The sequence below is a fragment of the Leyella stercorea DSM 18206 genome (genome assembly GCF_000235885.1).
In the GTDB taxonomy this organism is placed as follows: domain Bacteria; phylum Bacteroidota; class Bacteroidia; order Bacteroidales; family Bacteroidaceae; genus Prevotella; species Prevotella stercorea.
Map to the genome: position 1 here is coordinate 1 of NZ_JH379419.1, position 19,651 is coordinate 19,651.

Below are 19,651 nucleotides of genomic sequence, written 5' to 3' on the forward strand. Positions count from 1 at the left end.
TTGGTAGAGCAAAGGACTGACATTGTCTATTATTAGTGTCCGCTAAACTTTTTTATATAGAAGCAATATATCATAGTAAAGTATCAGTACGCGAAAAAATCTACCATATCTCCCAGTATTGCCGTAACTTACACATTACGAGCATGTTAAAGACTGGCAGATGTACTTCTGAGAGCTATATCTGCCAGCCTATCTACCAGGCATCTACCATTCTATCCGTTGTCTAATCTGCCACGCCGTTCTCATTAGTCTGCTACCACAACATCATTACCCTGCTGTGGCAACATTGTTGTCCTGCTGCGGCAACATTGTTGTTCTGCTGCGGCAATATTGTTGTTCTGCTGCGGCAATATGTGAAAGGCATGAAGCAATATAAGGGAGTTGAATTGTTTACTGGACAGCAATAAAAAAATCCTGATTTCCAAACGAAACCAGGATTTTTATTTTATGAAGGAGCGCAAAGGCTATTTGAAGCAATATTCTTGTTCAAAAAAAGCGTTCCATCCTTTAAGACGGTTAGCGAACGAAGAGGAGCTCGCGATATTTCGGGAGTGTCCAAAGTTCATCGGCAACGATGAGTTCGAGTTTGTCGATGTGATAGCGTATCTCCTCCATCTTCGGAGCCACGGTGTCGTGGTAGGCGATTGCCTTAAGATGCTCGTCCTCGATGCGGTTGGCAACGCGGCGAGCCTCAACGAGCTCTTCTACTCCATTCTCAATAATTTGTGTGCGCTCGGCTATCTCCTCGATGATTTTCTTGTTGCGCGAGGTGAGTTTCTCGGCAGTCTCGTGTGGGAAGATGTCGAACATGCTCTGCACGTTCTTAGCCAGACGACTCTGATAGTGGGTGCAGACGGGGATGATGTGGTTCATAGAAAGGTCGCCGAAGACGCGTGCCTCAATCTGTATCTTCTTGGTGTAGGTCTCCCATTTCACCTCGTTGCGTGCCTCGAGTTCTTTGCGTGTCATTACGTTCTGACCCTCGAACATGCGTATTGTAGACTCGTCGAGGTAGCGTTCGAAGACCTTCGGACATGATGTTTCACAATCCAAGCCGCGGCGCTTAGCCTCCTCTACCCACTCCTCTGAGTAGCCGTTGCCCTCGAAGCGGATTGGTTCGCAGGTGTGTATGTCCTCGCGAACCACCTCAAGGATAGCACTTATCTTGTCCTCGCCCTTAGCGATGAGGACATCGACACGCTGCTTGAACGACTGAAGAGCCTCAGCCACAGCGGTGTTGATAACAATCATTGCCGAAGCGCAGTTTGCCTCTGAGCCCACGGCGCGGAACTCGAAGCGATTTCCGGTGAAGGCGAATGGTGATGTGCGGTTGCGGTCGGTGTTATCGATGAGCAGTTCAGGAATCTCTGGGATGTCGAGTTTCAAGCCCAACTTGCCTGCAACGTCGAAGAGTTCGTCCTTATCGGAAGTTGCTATATGGTCGAGAATTTCTGTAAGCTGGCGTCCGAGGAACGATGACACGATAGCAGGAGGAGCCTCGTTTCCACCGAGTCGGTGGGCGTTCGTGGCACTCATGATGGAAGCCTTGAGCAGTCCGTTGTGCTTATATACAGCCATGAGTGTCTCTACGATGAAGACGATGAAGCGGAGGTTATCCTCTGGTGTTTTGCCTGGTCCGTGGAGCAGCACGCCGGTGTCGGTAGCGAGACTCCAGTTCTCGTGCTTGCCCGAACCGTTGATGCCTGCGAACGGCTTCTCATGGAGCAACACGCGGAAGCCATGACGGCGTGCCACCTTCTTCATGAGCGACATGAGGAGCATGTTATGGTCGATGGCGATGTTGGTCTCCTCGAAGATTGGCGCCAACTCGAACTGGTTGGGTGCCACCTCGTTGTGACGGGTCTTGCAAGGGATGCCAAGCTCCAGCGCCTGAATCTCAAGATCCTTCATGAACGCCTGCACGCGCTCGGGGATAGCACCGAAGTAGTGGTCGTCCATCTGCTGGTTCTTTGCAGAGTCGTGACCCATGAGTGTGCGGCCGGTGAGCATAAGGTCGGGACGTGCCGAGTAGAGTCCCTCGTCGACGAGGAAGTACTCCTGCTCCCAACCGAGGTTGGAGATGACCTTCTTGACCTCTGGATAGAAGTAGTGACAGACAGCCGTTGCCGCCTCGTTCACAGCGTGAAGCGAGCGCAGGAGCGGTGCTTTATAGTCGAGTGCTTCGCCCGTGTATGAGATGAAGATGGTAGGAATACAGAGCGTGTCGTCGATGATGAACACCGGCGATGTCGGGTCCCAAGCCGAGTAGCCGCGTGCCTCGAAGGTATTGCGGATACCTCCGTTAGGGAACGAGCTGGCATCAGGCTCTTGCTGCACGAGCAGTTTGCCCGAGAACTCCTCGATCATTCCGCCTTTGCCGTCGTGCTCGATGAAGGCATCGTGCTTCTCGGCTGTGCCCTCGGTGAGCGGCTGAAACCAGTGTGTGTAGTGTGTGACGCCATTCTCGTCAGCCCATTGTTTCATGCCTTTAGCCACGGCATCAGCCATGGAACGGTCGAGACGTGCTCCGTTGTCGATAACGTCGATGAGTTTTTCGTACACCTCGCGTGGCAGATACTTATACATCTTCGCACGGTTGAACACGTTCTTGCCGAAGAACTCCGACGGACGTTCTACGGGTGTGATCACTTCAACTGCTTTCTTATTGAAAGCATCGGCTACAACCTCAAATCGTAAATTTGCCATTGTCTGTTGGGTATTTAGTCGTTATATTGTTTTTATTCTTATCTTGTTATATAAATTTAGTGAGTGGAACGTATCCACTCCCCTATCCTGCGCATCGCCTCCTCACAATCTTCACGCTTTCCGAAGGCTGTGAGACGCACATAGCCCTCACCACTTGGTCCGAAGCCCACGCCTGGCGTGCAGACCACACCAACAGCATAGAGCATCTGCTCGAAGAAGCGCCACGAGTCGATGCCGTGCGGTGTCTTCACCCATAGATATGGAGCGTTTCTTCCGCCGAACACCTCGAAGCCCATCTGCGTGAGCGACTCGCGCAGCAGCTCGGCGTTTTGCATATAATAGGCTATCGTGTCACGCACCTGACGCTTGCCCTCGGGCGTATATATTGCGGCAGCGGCGCGTTGCGATATGTAGCTTGTGCCGTTAAACTTGGTCGACTGGCGGCGCTCCCACAGATGGTTGAGCGGCACGCGCTGCTTGCCATCGAGCGTGACGGCGGTGAGTTCCTTCGGTATGACGGTATAACCGCAGCGCACGCCGGTGAAGCCGGCTGTCTTCGAATAGCTGCGAAACTCAATGGCGCATTGCTTTGCGCCGCGTATCTCGTATATAGAGTGCGGTATGTCGGCATCTTGGATGTATGCCTCGTAGGCTGCATCGTAGAGAATGAGTGTGTCGTTAGCCAGCGCATACTTCACCCATTTCTTCAGTTCGGCTTTCGAGAGCACCGTTCCCGTGGGGTTATTCGGATAGCAGAGGTAAATCATATCAACACGATGGTCGGGAATCTGCGGCACGAAGCCGTTCTCAGCCGTGCATGGCAGGTAGTTGACATTGCTCCAACGACCGTTTTCAAGCACTCCGGCGCGTCCGCACATCACGTTCGAGTCGATATACACTGGATATATCGGGTCGGTGACACCGATAGAGTTGTCCCAGCGCACAATCTCGCCGATGTTGCCCGTGTCGCTCTTTGCTCCGTCGTTGACGAACACTTCGCTCGGGTCGAGATGTATGCCACGCGGTGCGAAGTCGTTCTTGATTATCGCCTCGCGCAGGAAGTCATAACCATGCTCCGGTCCGTAGCCATGGAACGTGTCAGCCGATGCCATCTCGTCTACTGCCTTATGCATTGCATCCACTACGGCGGGGCACAACGGCTGCGTTACGTCGCCGATGCCAAGACTGATAACACGCATCTGCGGATGCGACACTTTGAAGGCATTCACCTTCCGAGCTATGTCTGCGAACAGATAGCTGTCCGAGAGTTTCAAGAAATGTTCGTTAACCAAAGCCATACTCTCTAAGTTTTTATATCATGATTGCTAAATGCAGAACATTGTACGCTGAACACAGAACCATGCAATCCTGAATTATGATTTAAATCTCTATTTCTCCATCAAAAACGAAAGCCGCCGGTCCTGTCATATAGACATGTCCGTCGGCTTCATTCCATTCGATATGTAAGGTACCACCATCCATGGCGATGATGCTACGACGCAAGGCTCTACCCGTAACCGCCGCTGCCACAGCTGTTGCACAAGCACCTGTGCCGCACGCCATGGTGATACCACTGCCACGCTCCCACACTCGTGTGCGGATGTTGCCATCTGACTTCAGTTCTGCAAACTCAATGTTGCAACGCTCTGGGAACGCCGTAGCATACTCCATGGCAGAGCCGTAGCGAGCCACATCGAGTGTATCGATATCGTCAACAAAGCATACAAAATGGGGGTTGCCCATCGACACGAACGTGCCGTGGAACGTGCGCGAACCGACGGTGAGCACTCCGCCAACCGTCTCGTCATACTGCTCGGGCACGCGAAACGAAGGTGCAAGCATATCCACCGTTACGCTCTCCACCTTGGTTTCCGGGGTTTCGTTGCCAACAAGATGCAGCTTCAGAATCTTCACGCCCGAGAGTGTCTGCAGACGTATCGTTGTCTTGTCGGTGAGCCGGCGCTCGTAGAGATACTTTCCGATGCAACGCGAAGCATTGCCGCACATCTTCGCTTCCGAACCATCAGCGTTAAAGATGCGCATGGAGAAGTCGGCATCAACACCACCATAAGGTTTGCCGATAAGCACAAGTCCGTCGCTACCGATGCCTGTGTGGCGGTTGCTCCATGCGATGGCAGCCGCAGACGGGTCGGACACGTCGTACTTCTGCGCGTCAACGTAGATGTAGTCGTTGCCTGCTCCATGCATCTTTGTAAATCTTACCGACTTTGTCATTTTGCTTATCCTTTTACCTTAAAGCGGAGCCTTGATAGCCCCATGATTATTACGACTGCAAAATTACAACTATTTACGCAAATACGAATAAATTAGCAAGGCATTTTCGTAATAATTAGCACAAAGTTTCAAATTGAAAGCACTTCTGTCAAAAATGCTTTCAATTTGAGAGAAAAAAGCACCGTACGGGCTTTTCCACTTACAATCTATTACAGCAGCGCTTTGATTTCTGCCTCTATATCCTTTATCTGCGCATCGCGCTTCACGACGTTGCAGTTGCGGTCGAGCAGGAAGAACGTAGGCACCTGCTGCACGTTGTAGAGACGGAGTACTTGTTGCGAATCGTCGTCCATACGTGTGCTCACCCATGGCAGTGCGGAGGTCTGTGTCTTCCAGAAGTGCTCGTCTTCGTCGAGGCTCACCTGATAGATTTCAAATCCCTGAGCATGATACTTGTTATACAGTTCGCGCAACATCATGATACGCTTCATCGACTCGCCAGTGGCAAAGACATGGAAGTCGAGCATCACCACCTTGCCCTTGAGCGACGAGAGGCTGCGCTGTGCACCACGATTGTCGGTGAGCGTGAAGTCGAGCATACCAGAAGTGTTAACCTTCGCTGGGTCGATAGATGCCTCAGCCTTGCTGCGCAACATACGCACCTCTTTCATACCTTCAATAGCTATATTGTGGAGGTTCTTACCACGCTCGGCGTTGGGGTAGAACGCATCCCAGCTGGTAGCCACAGCAGCGAACACACGCACATCCTGCTCCGAGGTGCGCGGGTTGAAGATGAGCACGGGCTGACCGCCTGCATATAGCGTCTGAAAGAGGGCAAAGTAGGAAGATGCCTTCATCGGCTGCTTGAAGATATAGCGTGTCTTCACGTCGGTCTTGTATGCCTCCAGCACCTTCTGTACACTATCCGCAACGGCATCAACACCGAGTTGTGGGTTGCGAGCGATGTTGTTGATGCGCTGCTGAAGCTGCATCTGCATTAGTGCGAGTTCCTTGATGCGCGAGCAGTCGTCCGATCCGCTCACCTCATAGTCGGAAGCCATGGCGGGATACTTCGCCTTTACGGTGATGGTCTCGGTAGAATCGATCGACACGTTTATGATTTGTCCAGCGATACGCAGGCGGTAGAACTCGGGGGCTGTGGCAGCCTTGCCATCGAACGAGAACGCGCCATCGGCAGAGAGTTTCACCGAGTCGACGGTCTGTACACCATTCAGACCCATATTCTCGAAGTAGAGAACGGAGTCGGCAGCATTCTCGATGTTGCCTTCCACGTGGAATTTGCGCTCGTTGCATGATGTGAAGCCGAGCGCAGTAAGTGCTGCAAAAGCAAATGCAGCAACCTTTTTTGTCATAATATTCATCGTTGTATTGCTTGTTTGCTTGTTTTAATATGCAAACTTACGCATTATTTTCGGAAAATAAGCAGAATGACTTCGTTTATTGACAATATTTAGAAGCTTTGTAACCACGCTTTCAGATCGAGCAGCATCTCGATGTGATAGCGGAAGCTGGTGCGCAAGCCGTAGCCATGTCCGCCACCAGGATACACATGTAGCGACGCCGGAACGTCGTGACGATAAAGCTCAGCGTAGTAGTTGACGCCATTCATCGGTTGCACCACATGATCATCGTCGGAGAGGGCGATGAAAGCGCGCGGTGTGAGGCGTGTCACCTGAAGGTCGGTGCAGTATTTCTGCTCATCCTTCTTGCGTGGACGCTCGCCGAGCAGGTTCTTACGCGAGCCTTGATGACAATAGCCATCGAGCATCGTAATCACCGGATAGAAGAGTATCTGGAAGTTGGGCTTAGCTTCGTCCTTAGAGAGTGTGGCTACCGTAGAGGCGAGGTGTCCGCCTGCCGAAAATCCCATCACGCCCACGTTGTCCTTATCAATATGCCATGCCTCGGCATTGGCACGCACCAAACGCAGTGCCTCCTCAGCATCACTAACGGGCACCTTCGGATTGCCTGCAGGCATACGATAGTGAAGCACGATGGCTGCTATGCCTTGATCGTTGAAGAACGGAGCCCAGTCGGTGCCTTCGTGCCCCATCGACAGACTCTCGTAGCCTCCACCAGGGCAGATGACAACTGCGCGCCCCGTAGCACGCTTCTCCTCCGGAAGGAACACTTTCACGTATGCGGTATCGCCCAAGGCGTTGCTGTTTGGTGCTTTCTTCTGCCAAAGTTGCACGTCGAACGCGCGCTGTGCGAGAGCAGGCGCAGCGAGAATAAGGCAAAACACTGAGAGAAGTATGGTCTTGAGCGCAAGCATAGAACCGCGCATCGGGTATGCGAAGTATTTCATTTCTGTTACAAAAGTTGGTTTTTAGAATATTTATTTGCAAAGGTAGCACTTTTTTTGTAATATTGCAGTACATAAAAGTGCTTTTGTAATCATTAATTAATAGTAACAGAAATGCATCCATTAGAGAAGTTCGAGTACTGTCCACGTTGTGGCAGCCATCATTTTGTAGAGAATGGTGTGAGAAGTAAGAAATGTGAGAATTGCGGATTCGAGTATTTTATGAATCCCAGTGCAGCCAACGTAGCAATCATCAAGAACAGCGAGGGCGAAATACTCGTCACTCTGCGCAAGCAGGAGCCTGCAAAGGGTACACTCGATCTCCCTGGCGGATTTACCGAAATTGGTGAGACATCGGAGGAGGGCGTGAAGCGCGAGGTGATGGAGGAGACCGGACTAAATGTCACTGCCGTGCACTACCTCTTCTCGCTGCCCAACGTCTATCGTTATAGTGGCATCGAACTGCCTACGCTCGACATGTTCTACGAGTGTGACATCGAGGATGAGACGGTGCTCACCGCCAACGACGATGCTGCAGAGTGTATGTGGATTAAGCCGGAGGACATTCACACCGAGCAGTTTGGACTGCGCTCTGTGCGTTGGGGACTGGTGAAGTTTCTTGAAAAGAACTTCTAAGCCAACTTAGGAGGGTATGGCATCCCTGCCATACCCACGCCGCAACCTATACTACCACTCTTTATACGGGTGTACGAGCAGTTGTGAGTTGTAATAGCGGCGGTCGCCCGTCACCTCCTCACCGATGAAGCTGGGCTTTGCAAAGGGTTCATCCTCCGAGGCGAGTTCCACCTCTGCAACCACAAGTCCGGCGTTGTCGCCAAAGAACTCGTCTACCTCGAACGTGTGGCGCCCGTCGGGCGACTTCACGAGCCAGCGACACTTGTCTATCACTCCGCCACGACAGAGCTCGAAGAGATGCTCCGCCTCATCGTTCGTTATCTCCTTCTCAAACTCGTAGCGCGAGAGTCCAGCCCTGTCGCTATGGCTTTTTATCGTCAGCCATGAGCGGTCGTCGCGGGTGCGAACGCGCACTGTAGCCGTCTGGCAGGGCATATATCCCTGCTTGATATGGCTATGAGAAAAGGCAGCCGACTTGAAGTCGCTGCCTTTACGTATGAGGAACTTACGTTCAATTTCTAATCCACTCATATTTTGTGTTCTATTATACCTGGGTTAACGACCAAACAATGAACGCTGCGGTAAGCACAACAAGCGTCCAAATGATGCCCTTGATAACCTTCTTTGCTTTCTTCTCTTGCTCTGCCGCATACTTTGCGCGACGAATATTACTTTTCTGGCTCATAGTTATTTTGATTTTTAATTGATTGTTTTTTTTATAGAATATCTAGAACTTCTAGAATATCTAGAGTTTTCTATAATATCTACAGCACACCTCTCTTATTCCTCCTCGCTCACAGGGAACTCCATGAGATACGCCTTGATGAAGCCGTCTATCTTGCCATCCATCACACCATCAACATCAGTGGTTTGGAAGTTGGTGCGGTGGTCCTTCACGCGGCGGTCGTCGAAGACGTAGCTGCGTATCTGACTGCCCCACTCTATCTTCTTCTTGCCTGCCTCTATTTTAGCTTGCGCCTCAAGACGTTTCTTCATGGCGCGGTCGTAGAGCTGCGACTTGAGGAGGCGCATAGCGTTGTTGCGGTTCTCGAGCTGTTTGCGGCTTTCGGTGTTCTCGATGAGGATTTCTTCTTCCTCACCGGTATCGGGGTCGGTGTACTGGTAGCGCAGGCGTACACCCGTCTCTACCTTGTTCACGTTCTGACCGCCTGCACCGCCTGAGCGGAAGAGGTCCCAACTAACCTTCGACGGATCGACATATACTTCTATGGTGTCGTCGACAAGTGGTGACACGAACACCGAAGCGAACGATGTCATGCGCTTGCCCTGCGCGTTGAACGGCGACACACGCACGAGGCGGTGCACTCCGTTCTCGCTCTTGAGGAAACCGTAGGCGTACTCGCCGCCCTCTATCTCCATCGTAACGCTCTTGATACCTGCCTCATCGCCCTCTTGAAGGTTGCTGATTGTCACCTTATGTCCGTGAGCCTCAGCCCAGCGCATATACATACGCATGAGCATCTGCGCCCAATCCTGACTTTCCGTGCCACCTGCACCTGAATTAATCTTCATCACGCAGTCCATAGGGTCTTCCTTCTGGCGCAGCATGTTCATCAGTTCGAGGTCTTCGATGGCAGCGATGGCTTTGGCATAATCGTCGTCTACCTCCTCTTCGGTTACGAGTTCGTCTTTATGGAAGTCGAAGGCGAGCTGCAGCTCATCGGCAAGCTGACGCACGTGAGCGTAGCCTTTTATCCAACGCTCCAGCGTCTTCACCTTCTTCATCTGTTCCTCAGCACGCTTCGGGTCTTCCCAAAAGTCGGGAGCCTGCGTGCGGAGCTGTTCTTCTTCGTATTCTACTTTCTTCTGGTCTATATTAAGATAGTGCTTGAGGGCATCGGTGCGCTCAAGCACATCTTTCAGTTGGTCGGAAGTGATCATTATTCTTCGTACATTTTTTCTATTTCCTGCTTGTAGTTCTTGTACACCACAGGGCGGCGTATCTTTAGCGTATTGGTGAGCTCGCCCGACTCCAACGAGAAGTGGTGCGGGATGAGTGTGATGCGCTTCACCTGCTCGTAGTGTGCGAGCTGCTGCTGCAAGGTCTGTATGCGTGCGAGTATCATCTTGTTGACACGCTCGTTGGCACAGAGGTCTTCGCGTGAGCTAAACTCGATACCGCGCTCCTTTGCCCACTCCTCTACGAGTCGGAATTCTGGCACGATGAGTGCCGATACGAACTTGCGCTCGTTGGCAACCACTGCCACCTGGTCGATATACTTGTCGACGAGTATGAGCGACTCCACGAGTTGTGGTGCTACATACTTGCCGTTGGATGTCTTGAAGAGGTCCTTGATGCGGTCGGTGAGGAAGAGCTCTCCGTCCTTTATGTATCCAGCGTCGCCTGTGCGGAAATAACCGTCCTCGGTGAATGCCTCCTTATTGGCTGCGTCGCGGTGATAGTAACCCTTAGTGATGGTCGGACCCTTGAGGAGCACCTCGTCGTTGTCGCCTATCTTCACGTCGATGCCCGGAATCGGATAGCCTACGCCGCCGATTGTGTATGGCTTGTCGCTGCGGTCGCACGACACGGTGGCAAGACTCTCTGTGAGGCCGTAGCCCACAACCATGTTGATGCCTACGGAGTGAACGAAGCGTTCTACTTCCGGTGCCACACGTGCACCTGCTGTTGGGAATATATTACTGTTCTCCAAGCCGAGCTGCTTGCGAACGAGTCGCAGAATTGTCTTGTCAACGAGTTTGTACTCCATAGCAAGCCATGGCGACGGACACTTGCGGCGGCTCTTGCAGTCGACGTTGTAGCGACGTCCCACCTCAAGCGCATGGCGGAAGAGTTTCTGCTGCAGCGGACCTGCACTTTCTATCTTCTCCAGCACTGCCTGATACACTTTCTCCCAGAAGCGTGGCACTGCCGACATACACGTCGGATGTGTCTCGCGCATCGCCTGCTGTACCTCGTGTGGGTCGGTATTAATGATAATGTGTGCTCCGACCGAGAAGCTGAGGTATGTGAAGCCACGCTCGAAGATGTGCGTGACTGGCAGGAACTGCATTGTGCGGTCTTTATCGCTGATGTCTACCACAGCGGCATTAGCTGTGAGTGCTGCATCGTACTGACCGTATGTGAGCATGACACCCTTTGAATCGCCAGTTGTACCAGATGTGTAGAGGATGTTACAGAGGTCGTCCATCGATGCCTCGTTATACAACTGCTCCACTTCCGACTGGCGCGGCAAGCCTTCGCCGTGCTTCAGGAAGTCGTCGAAGTAGAGTGCTGCGGGGTCGTGTGTAGAGATGCGCACAGAGCGGTCGAAGATGATGATGCGCTCCAGCGTATGGCAGAGTGCGAATATGCGGTGTGCCTTGTCGTACTGCTCCTGCTCGCCGACAAAGATGAAGCGCACCTGCGCATCGTTAATCATATATTGTATCTGCTGCTCAGAGGCTGTTGCATAGAACGGGATAGAGACAAGCTTCACGCCATAGGCACCGAAGTCGGTAATGAGGTACTGCAGACAGTTCTGCGAGAACACAGCAATCTTGTCATGCGGCTTCGCACCAAGGTTGAGCAGAGCGTTGCTCGCTTGCTTTACCAACTGTGAGAAGCGGTTGTAACTGGTCTTCTTCCAAACAGAAGAGCCAAAGCTTTTATAGGTGAACGCGGGACGTTCGCCGTATTTTTCCGCCAACTTGTGGGCGATTACCGAAAGGTGACATCTTGTTTGCATAAGCATTGTATTTAGTAAGACTGCTGCGTGCAGCCTATATGATTATGCAAAAATACGCTAAAAATAGGAAAGAACAAAAAAAACGATAATATATTTTTTCAAAAGGAGACTTAACAATATGGAAATACAGAAGAATGTAGTGGAAGAATAGAAGAACAAGCAAGCAACAAGACTGATTAACAAAAAAGCAAATGCTTAACCAGCGTTTTGCCGGTTAAGCATTTGCTTTATATACAATGTGAACTAAACTTTTTACTTCACAACCTTCTCGCCATTAACGATGTAGAGTCCCTTACCGAGCTTTGACACGTCGTTGCCAAGATAGCGTCCGTCAAGCGAGTAGACACCGCGTACAGCAGGTGTGGTGTTACCACTTGTCACTACACTCTCAATACCGGTCCAGCTACTGTCGCTATCCAACTCAAGCGACTCTATCTCACGGTTTTCATTGATAACCAAGATATAGCTATTATGGTCTACCTCATGGCTACGAATTGGCTGCCATGTCTCTTCTTCGTCGTCCTTAGCAGCAAGGAACACGCGATATTCGCCAGCAGGGAGTGCTGCTACAGAACCAGTAATGTCATCTATCCAGAATCCCTTACTTGTATCCTGGCCATCCAGTCGCTGTCCTTTCTTTAGGAGATAAGCTTTACCTGTTTTGATATTGATAGCTCTAAGCTGAATATAGCCCGAGAATGGATCAATATCGGTATTAATCAAATAACCATCCAAGCTTGCGGTGATAGTCTTCTCATCATAGGTCATATCCAGTTTTCCACTCATGCAAATGAGCGAGCGTACAGAGCCCTGATAACGTGTATCAGTTGCAGTGCGCATCTCTACCATCTGCTGTCCATCGCTAAAACCGTTGAGACCTGCGATATCGAAATATCCATTCTGGTCACCATTCCATCCCCAGTTGACATGCACTTCACCATCCTCATTGTAACCATCAAGAATGAAACAGTGACCACCAGTAGTATTACTCTGACCACCATAAAGCACTGGACACTTGTCGTTGAGCTCGCGATAAACAATATTCATCCACTCTTCTACATTGAAGAACGAACGATTATAGCACTTTATGTGCTTATTAAAGCCGAAATACTTGCGTAGCGCACGGCACGACTCATAGATGAAAGCACCCGAACCGCTGATTGTGTACTGCATACTCACGGCATAACCACAGTGCTTCATGATAGTAGCTACAGCATTAGCCTGCTCTTCGGTATAAGAGCCATCCTTGTATTCGTTGAGCATCTTATCCCACTGATATGTAGTATTGCTAAAGTCAGCCTCAAGAGTCTGTGACGGTTCACCTGAACCAGGTGCAAAGTCGTAACGAACATCGCCCTCACCATGCACCGGATACTTGAAATAGTGCAAAATCATAGACATCGCGGTAGACACACATCCCGTAACATAATGCTTCTTTTTGCCCGTCTTCTTGTCGGTGTAGAGCGGAGTCATATTGTTGTATGGAGTATCCTGTCCCCAACGTGTGGTAAGCAATTCGCCTACGCTTGCTGCGTATTCAGGCGACGGTTTGGCTTCTTCCAGTTTACGTCCCTGCTGCTTTGCACGTTCGAGCGAAGCGTTCAGCGTTGTCATATACCAATCGAAGCCAGGGTTATTGTTTGTTGTAAACTGTGTCTCAGAGTAGCCAAACACGGGTTTAAACTGATCGTCATTAGCAACTATGGCAAAGCCACCATTTTCGTAGCCAACAACTGTGAGTTGGGTGTTCTTTGCAAGTATGCGCAAAGGCTGAGCCGAGCGCACCTTGTGCATTGCAGAAGGCATCTTCGCAAGCGCAGCAGCGGCTGCCTGACGTATCTGAGCCTCCAAGCGCTCTGCAGCCGAAACTTGCAGTGCGGCTGAAGCAAGGAGAGCAATTGCGATAAATTTCTTTGTCATATCTTTGAATTGATTTAAAAAAAACACGAAGCGGATTGACGGAGTCATTAAAACCCCGACAATCCGCCCTATGAGTTTATGTTATGTGTAAATCACAATAACGAGTTTAAGTCTTATTTTCTCTGAAGCTTGAGGTTAACATAGGGAATGGACATGCCCGAAGCAGAGATATAGAGTACATCGTTAGGATTGAATGTTATCTCCTTCGAAACAGCGTTGTTCTCATCAACAGTGAACTTACCCTTAATCTCACCATCAGCCAACTTGTTATTCTTTACTACCTGCCAAGAGAACTCGTAGCCCTGGATTGAGTAAACAGTTTCCTCAGATGTACAGTTGAAATTCAGCTGACCGTTCTTTGTTGCCTCATCATACAAGTAGTTGAAGCTCCATGACAACGGCACTTCACTTCCTGTCAAAGCGAAATTGAACTTAGACGTATAAGCAAGCACCTGCTTACCGCGAAGTGGTGAATCATCATCAGCAATTACAGACAATGTAACGTCTGCCGTGTAATCCTTCACAACCGGAGTTCCGTCTTCATTCATCAACGGATTGCCTTCTTTGTCAAACTGCACCTCAGAGTAGCTCATCAACCAATCACCAGCAATGAGGTCATAAATTGTACGCTCATCGTTCTCGATTTTCACGTCAAGAGTATTCTTAGCACCCAACTTAGCACCTTCAACGCTGAGTGTGAAGCGCACCTTGCGGTCGCTATTCATAATCTTATCATCAATCACCTTCATCTCGAAGTTCATAACCTCACTTGTAATAGTGTCGGTCTTCACAACAAGCGTTTTGGTTGTGATTGAATAGTCGCCCTCAGAGCCATTAACACTCTCCTTAGCTGCTGCTTCGCTGCCACCATCAACGCCCTCTGCCTTGATGGTGAGACGAATCATACCATTACGCTTTCCGGTAATCTTAACAGGGAGCTTAATCAGTCCCTCGTTCTCCATTACTGTCATTGTAGTTTTTTCAAACTCCACGGCAGTAGTTGCATCTGTGTTGTAGGTTTCTTCATCACTACAAGCAGTGAAGAGTATGGCTGCAACCATCAGCATGAACAATTTTATATATTTCATATTTGTTCTGTTTTAAAATGTTACGTATTCGTTTTATGAATTAGTAGCCAGGGTTCTGCTTCAACTTCTTATTTACCTCAACCTCGTCCTTCGGGATTGGCCAAAGCATACGATAGTCTGTTGCAGCAATGTTGAGATCGGTTGTGTTAGAACCAGGGTTGCTACAGAGGTCGCGCTGCTGTGGTACGCCACGCTTTACGCCCATGCCGTAACGCTTGAGATCCTTGAAGCGGAAGCCCTCACCTACGAACTCGCGTGCGCGTTCATCCTTTACATCAGAAAGAAGAGTTGCAGCATCTGTATATGTAACAGCCTTGAAGCCTGAGATACGCTTCTTGCGGAAGTCGTTCAGATACTTGGCAGCCTTTGTCAGGTCATGTGTAGGAGCGAGTGCATAAGCTTCAGCTGCGATGAGATACATCTCAGGCAAGCGGAACACCTTCGGCATGTGAGAGAATTCTGCCGACTCGTCCTTACTTGTCATGAGCCAAAGGATACCCTCCTTGTTAAACTTATTGAGACACTGTACACGACCAGCAGCACCAGTAGATGTAACCACACTAACCTCTGTAAAGAATACAGAACGGCGGTAGTCCTTTGCATCGTAGAGGTTCAACAAATCCTTTGTCGGGATATAGTCCGGTGTCGAGCCAATCTGCTTCGGGAGATAAACACCACCGGTAGCGCTCGGCAGGTCAGATGTTGAAGATGAGACAAGGGTAAAGAGCGACTCCGAAGTACCATTATACTTCTTGTCATACTGGAACTGCATACCATCATAGTACCACTCGTTGACAAGCTGAGATGCAGAAGAACAAAGTGCATACTTTGCAGTAGTGTTCTTGATAACAAGTTCAGCCTCCTTATATGCCGTCACGTAATCCTTCTTATTCAGAGCTACACGTGCACGAAGAGCGTGGATACAGTCGAGAGTTACATACTCAGAGCGGTATATACCAGTTGTTGTAACATACTGCATAGCCTTGTCGAGGTCATCGTTAACCTGCTTGTACGACTCTTCAAGTGTGTTACGTCCAGGATATGATGCAGGGTTAAAGTTCTCGCTAAAATGCAAATTGTATGACGCGCCAAGGTCTGGCTGTGTTGCATTTGTTTCGCTATATGCGGGACTATAGTACTCCAAAAGACCGAAGATAGCATAAGCACGCATGAAGTAAGCATCGCCTAACGCTGCATGTGCAATCTTAAGACCTTCAGTGCCTTTCACGTTGTCACCGTTAGGGAAAAGGTCGGGCTTTTCCTCTGGCTTAGCCTTTGCATAACCATCGATGATGAAGTTAGCCTGCGAAATGAGCCCCTGATAGCCTCCATACACACTTGAGAACGATCCTGTCTGTGTTGTAAAATCCCAACGATACATGTCACCGAGCGTGTTTGAGAAACCAGCCATAGCATTGAACTGGTCAGACTGCACATCGGTAGAGTTGATGAAGCTATTACCGCTTACGCAGCCCTTGAGTGCTGCATAAAGTGTGGCACGCGCAGCGTTGAAGCTGGAAGGAGTCTCAAGTGCCGAATCGGTAGGCAGGTAGCCTACTGGTTCGATGTCGAGCTCGCAAGAAGTAGTCATAAGACCAACTGCAAGTGCCAATGTCAAATATATTTTTTTCATATACTTTATCTCCTTATTATATGTGATATATTAGAATGTTAACTGTGCACCGAATGAGAACTGACGTGTGTTAGGATAGTTACCTACAGACAAGAATCCGTCAACCTCAGGATCGTAGCCACTATAGTTAGTGATGGTGAACAAGTTACGTGAAGCGAAGTAAACAGTAACACCCTTGAGGATGTGTGTAGCGTTCATCCACTGCTGTGGCAACTTGTAAGAGAGCTGCAAGAACTTCAGACGAAGGAAGTTTGCGTTCTCGAGCAAGTGGGTATCCATATGGCGCTGTGCGTTAGCTGCAGCGATTGTTGTAACATCGCCTGGCTTCTGCCACATATCGAACATCTTTGTGCTCTGGTTCCACTGTGTTGCGAAACTTGGGTTCTCGATAAAGTAACGCTCCTGGTTGATCATTGAGCGACCGAACACGCCAGCAAACTGCAACTCGAGTGTCAAGCCCTTCCAAGATGTGGTAGAGTTAAGACCGAACTGCCAAGGTGCGGAAACGTTCTTGCCTGTAAACACGCGGTTGTTCTCATCGTAAACCTTTGTCTCGTTGCCGTACTTGTCGAGCCATACGTTCTGACCGTCAGCTGGGTCTACGTGGCTCCAACGTACCATATAGAACTCACCGTACGGGTGACCTACCTTCAGCTTGGTATAGTCGCTCATAGCGTACTCGTCCTGACCGTTGAAGAGCTTCGTAATCTCGTTCTTTGTGTAGCTTACGTTTGCACTTACGTTCCAGTACAAATCCTTTGTGCTGAAGATATCGCATCCTACTGTAGCCTCGAAACCACGGTTGAAGAGCGAACCTACGTTAGCATAACGAGAGCCGAAACCTGTTGTATAAGATACCGGCACAGCAAGAATCATATCAACAGTCTTCTTGTCGAAGAACTCGAAGTTGTATGTAAATCTCTTGAACATGCGTCCAGAGAGTGCGAGGTTGAGGGTCTTAACCTTCTCCCAAGAGAGCTCTGAGTTGCGCGGATTAACAACGCCAAGACCTGCGACACCATTATAGTTGCCACTAACACCTGCAAGAGCTAATGCGAGGTTTGAAGAGATATTGGCATTACCGGTAACACCGTAAGAAGCCTTAACCTGCAACTCGTCAAGCCACTTCTTTGACGACTGCATAAACTTCTCACCCGTTACGTTCCACATAATGGCAGCAGCACCGAATGTAGCCCACTGATGACCTTCTGCGAAGAGCGAAGAGCCGTCGCGACGACCTGAGAGGTCGAGGAAGTAGCGGTTGCCGTAAGCGTAGTTAGCCATTGCGAACCAAGAGTTGCGAGCCTCTTTTGTCTCAGAGTCGCCAGGAACACTGGCATAAGCCTGCACACCGCGCGACATAAGGAGGAGGCGGTTATCTGTAAGACCTGCCATACCTGCGCTGAATGCGGTAGTCTTGTCATTCATTGACTCCTGACCCAGGAGCACCGTAAAGTCGTGTACACGAGCAACATTAAACTTGTACTCAGCAGTGTTGGTAACCGTCCAACGATAGAAACGTGACATCGACTTGTTCACCTGACCAGTCGGGAAGATGTTATAGTCCTCGCCCTGAGTGCTGAGCTGCTTATAGAATGTGCGGTAGTCGTTGCAGTCGAGACCCAAAGACGAACGGATGTTCAATCCCTTAATCGGGCTGAGGTTAACGAACACGTTCTCGTTGATACGGATACGGTCGTTGTATGAAGGCTGCAACTCCGAGAGCCACTCCGGAGAGTAGACACCACTCATATCATCATACTTGTGGAGTTTCTTACCATAGCCAGAGAATGTACCTTTCTCCATATCCACATCAAGCATTTCGTATGGGCTCTGTGTTGGCAGATACATACGTGCAGCAAAAATCTTGTTGTACAAGCTGGTGCCCTGGCTGCCAAATGCTGTTGTATTGTTCTTTGTATAAGCAAGGTTGGTGTTAGAACCAAGCTTCAACCAATCGTTCACCTTGATTTCTACGTTAGCACGAACAGTCTCACGGCGCAAGCTTGAGTCGTCCATGATACCGTCTGCTTTGTAGTGACCGTATGAGATAAGATAGTTGGCGTTAGATGTACCACCACGTACCGAAGCGTTGATGTTCACAGTAGGAGCTGAGCTACCGAAGAAGTAGTCGCGCCAGTTGGTAGAAACACCTGTCTTCTTGTAGAAGTTCTTCTTTGCAAGGTAACCAGCGTTGGTTGCGAGACTCGGGTTGACAATCTGCTGGAAGTCCAGCCACTGGTTAGCGTCCATCACCTCAGTCTTGTCACCTGCAAGCTGTGACATAGAGTAAGATGCAGAGATTGACACCTCAGGAGCCTGACCATACTTACCCTTCTTTGTTGTGATTACGATAACGCCATTGGCAGCGAGTGAACCGTAAACAGCTGTAGAAGAAGCGTCCTTGAGAACTGTAACATTCTCGATATCGTTAGGGTTAAGTGAGAGATATGTATTCTGAGATACCATTGAGCCATCAAGAATGTAGAGAGGTTCTGTGGCTGCATTGATAGAAGTAATACCACGAATACGCATTGAAGCGGTAGCTGAAGGATCACCCGAAGAGGTCATAACCTGCAAACCTGCCACCTGACCCTGAAGAGCGTCGGCAACGTTAGCAACCGGGCGATTTGAAAGCTTTTCCGAATTAACAGTAGATACTGAACCTGCAATGGTACCAAGCTTACGAGCAGAACCATAACCCATTACAACCACCTCACCAAGCGCCTCGCTATCCGTATAGAGAGTCACCTTCATGCCGTCTTTTGCAGGCATTGTGGCTGTCTGCATACCAATATATGTAATGACGAGCTGTGTGCCCGGCTTTACATCGATTTTGAACTCACCATCGAGGTTGGTGACAGCTCCCTTGTCTGTCTTGTCACCCTTGACCTTAACGGTGGCACCAATCACAGGTTCGCCGTCCTCACTTGAGACTACGAAACCCTTGACTGTGGTCTGTGCCAATGCCATTCCTATACTGAGGAAGAGGCAGGCAAGCATCATTGTCAGTCTTTTTTTCATATTAATTCTCTCTCTTTAAATTAATTAATTATTTATTATTTGATTTTATTCTTATCTGGTACGTCCTCGTATTCGTTAAGATAACATTATTCTACAAATACAAAACACATACAAAACACTATGCGCTTAATGAAATTTTAAAACTCATTTGCAAATTTAATTAATAATTGTTTCCCAACCAAATATTTTAACTCAAAAAGCTATGTTTTAACACAAAAACGCTCCATTTCACATAAAAACGTGATATTTTTCTTAATATTTATAAGTTTTTGCGAACTTAAAAAATCAAAATGACGCAATTATTCCGTTTGCCCAAACAATATTATTATGATGTTTAGTTCGCGCACACACAAAACAATTTGACAATGCAGAC

Annotated in this window: 14 protein-coding genes; 1 reads left to right on the forward strand and 13 read right to left on the reverse strand. The window is 49.3% G+C overall.

What is annotated here, in order from left to right; all coding sequences use genetic code 11:
• Window positions 1-516 precede the first annotated feature (516 nt).
• From HMPREF0673_RS05935 to HMPREF0673_RS05955, 5 genes are all read right to left on the reverse strand, one after another.
• Window positions 517-2,706 carry a glutamine synthetase III family protein gene (locus HMPREF0673_RS05935; RefSeq protein ID WP_007899424.1) on the reverse strand — a complete coding sequence of 730 codons (2,190 nt, stop codon included), beginning with the start codon at window positions 2,704-2,706 and terminating at the stop codon, window positions 517-519.
• Window positions 2,707-2,762: 56 nt separating this feature from the next.
• Entirely contained in the window at window positions 2,763-4,004 is a 1,242-nt protein-coding gene (locus HMPREF0673_RS05940; RefSeq protein ID WP_007899426.1) for an LL-diaminopimelate aminotransferase, read from the reverse strand.
• A gap of 82 nt (window positions 4,005-4,086) precedes the next feature.
• On the reverse strand, window positions 4,087-4,941 hold the full coding sequence (gene dapF, locus HMPREF0673_RS05945; protein ID WP_007899428.1) for a diaminopimelate epimerase: 855 nt from the start codon (window positions 4,939-4,941) through the stop codon (window positions 4,087-4,089).
• Window positions 4,942-5,150: 209 nt separating this feature from the next.
• Entirely contained in the window at window positions 5,151-6,323 is a 1,173-nt protein-coding gene (locus tag HMPREF0673_RS05950) for a TlpA disulfide reductase family protein (RefSeq protein ID WP_007899429.1), read from the reverse strand.
• A gap of 89 nt (window positions 6,324-6,412) precedes the next feature.
• Complete coding sequence (locus HMPREF0673_RS05955) at window positions 6,413-7,270, reverse strand: alpha/beta hydrolase (RefSeq protein WP_007899430.1); 858 nt, start codon at window positions 7,268-7,270, stop codon at window positions 6,413-6,415.
• Window positions 7,271-7,381: 111 nt separating this feature from the next.
• Between HMPREF0673_RS05955 and HMPREF0673_RS05960 the strand changes: the two genes are divergently transcribed.
• On the forward strand, window positions 7,382-7,903 hold the full coding sequence (locus HMPREF0673_RS05960; protein WP_040596533.1) for an NUDIX domain-containing protein: 522 nt from the start codon (window positions 7,382-7,384) through the stop codon (window positions 7,901-7,903).
• A gap of 51 nt (window positions 7,904-7,954) precedes the next feature.
• Here the strand turns inward: HMPREF0673_RS05960 and HMPREF0673_RS05965 are convergent, their stop codons facing one another.
• The 8 genes from HMPREF0673_RS05965 to HMPREF0673_RS05995 form a co-directional block, all read right to left on the reverse strand.
• Window positions 7,955-8,434, reverse strand: a complete 480-nt coding sequence (locus HMPREF0673_RS05965; RefSeq protein ID WP_007899432.1) for a CYTH domain-containing protein — start codon at window positions 8,432-8,434, stop codon at window positions 7,955-7,957.
• Window positions 8,435-8,447: 13 nt separating this feature from the next.
• On the reverse strand, window positions 8,448-8,588 hold the full coding sequence (locus HMPREF0673_RS14205; protein ID WP_007899433.1) for a hypothetical protein: 141 nt from the start codon (window positions 8,586-8,588) through the stop codon (window positions 8,448-8,450).
• Window positions 8,589-8,683: 95 nt separating this feature from the next.
• A complete protein-coding gene (gene prfB, locus HMPREF0673_RS05970; RefSeq protein ID WP_007899435.1) occupies window positions 8,684-9,805 on the reverse strand; it encodes a peptide chain release factor 2 in 1,122 nt (373 codons plus the stop codon).
• Window positions 9,805-11,613 carry an AMP-dependent synthetase/ligase gene (locus tag HMPREF0673_RS05975; RefSeq protein WP_040596542.1) on the reverse strand — a complete coding sequence of 603 codons (1,809 nt, stop codon included), beginning with the start codon at window positions 11,611-11,613 and terminating at the stop codon, window positions 9,805-9,807. The genes prfB and HMPREF0673_RS05975 overlap by 1 nt, the downstream gene beginning before the upstream one ends.
• Window positions 11,614-11,865: 252 nt before the next feature.
• Entirely contained in the window at window positions 11,866-13,533 is a 1,668-nt protein-coding gene (locus HMPREF0673_RS13350) for a C10 family peptidase (protein WP_050804953.1), read from the reverse strand.
• Between the two features lie 113 nt (window positions 13,534-13,646).
• Window positions 13,647-14,621 (reverse strand): Calx-beta domain-containing protein, encoded by a 975-nt coding sequence (locus HMPREF0673_RS05985; protein ID WP_007899440.1) that lies wholly within the window; start codon window positions 14,619-14,621, stop codon window positions 13,647-13,649.
• Between the two features lie 40 nt (window positions 14,622-14,661).
• A complete protein-coding gene (locus tag HMPREF0673_RS05990; protein WP_007899441.1) occupies window positions 14,662-16,254 on the reverse strand; it encodes a RagB/SusD family nutrient uptake outer membrane protein in 1,593 nt (530 codons plus the stop codon).
• Window positions 16,255-16,284: 30 nt separating this feature from the next.
• Window positions 16,285-19,278 carry a SusC/RagA family TonB-linked outer membrane protein gene (locus HMPREF0673_RS05995; protein ID WP_007899443.1) on the reverse strand — a complete coding sequence of 998 codons (2,994 nt, stop codon included), beginning with the start codon at window positions 19,276-19,278 and terminating at the stop codon, window positions 16,285-16,287.
• Window positions 19,279-19,651: the final 373 nt, after the last annotated feature.

Coding starts and splice junctions, on each gene's coding strand:
- HMPREF0673_RS05995 (WP_007899443.1), bottom strand. CDS start 19,278: ATGAAAAAAAGACTGACAATGATGCTTGCCTGCCTCTTCCTCAGTATA.
- HMPREF0673_RS05950 (WP_007899429.1), bottom strand. CDS start 6,323: ATGAATATTATGACAAAAAAGGTTGCTGCATTTGCTTTTGCAGCACTT.
- HMPREF0673_RS05985 (WP_007899440.1), bottom strand. CDS start 14,621: ATGAAATATATAAAATTGTTCATGCTGATGGTTGCAGCCATACTCTTC.
- HMPREF0673_RS05960 (WP_040596533.1), top strand. CDS start 7,382: ATGCATCCATTAGAGAAGTTCGAGTACTGTCCACGTTGTGGCAGCCAT.
- HMPREF0673_RS14205 (WP_007899433.1), bottom strand. CDS start 8,588: ATGAGCCAGAAAAGTAATATTCGTCGCGCAAAGTATGCGGCAGAGCAA.
- prfB (WP_007899435.1), bottom strand. CDS start 9,805: ATGATCACTTCCGACCAACTGAAAGATGTGCTTGAGCGCACCGATGCC.
- HMPREF0673_RS05955 (WP_007899430.1), bottom strand. CDS start 7,270: ATGAAATACTTCGCATACCCGATGCGCGGTTCTATGCTTGCGCTCAAG.
- HMPREF0673_RS05990 (WP_007899441.1), bottom strand. CDS start 16,254: ATGAAAAAAATATATTTGACATTGGCACTTGCAGTTGGTCTTATGACT.
- HMPREF0673_RS05940 (WP_007899426.1), bottom strand. CDS start 4,004: ATGGCTTTGGTTAACGAACATTTCTTGAAACTCTCGGACAGCTATCTG.
- dapF (WP_007899428.1), bottom strand. CDS start 4,941: ATGACAAAGTCGGTAAGATTTACAAAGATGCATGGAGCAGGCAACGAC.
- HMPREF0673_RS13350 (WP_050804953.1), bottom strand. CDS start 13,533: ATGACAAAGAAATTTATCGCAATTGCTCTCCTTGCTTCAGCCGCACTG.
- HMPREF0673_RS05965 (WP_007899432.1), bottom strand. CDS start 8,434: ATGAGTGGATTAGAAATTGAACGTAAGTTCCTCATACGTAAAGGCAGC.
- HMPREF0673_RS05935 (WP_007899424.1), bottom strand. CDS start 2,706: ATGGCAAATTTACGATTTGAGGTTGTAGCCGATGCTTTCAATAAGAAA.
- HMPREF0673_RS05975 (WP_040596542.1), bottom strand. CDS start 11,613: ATGCAAACAAGATGTCACCTTTCGGTAATCGCCCACAAGTTGGCGGAA.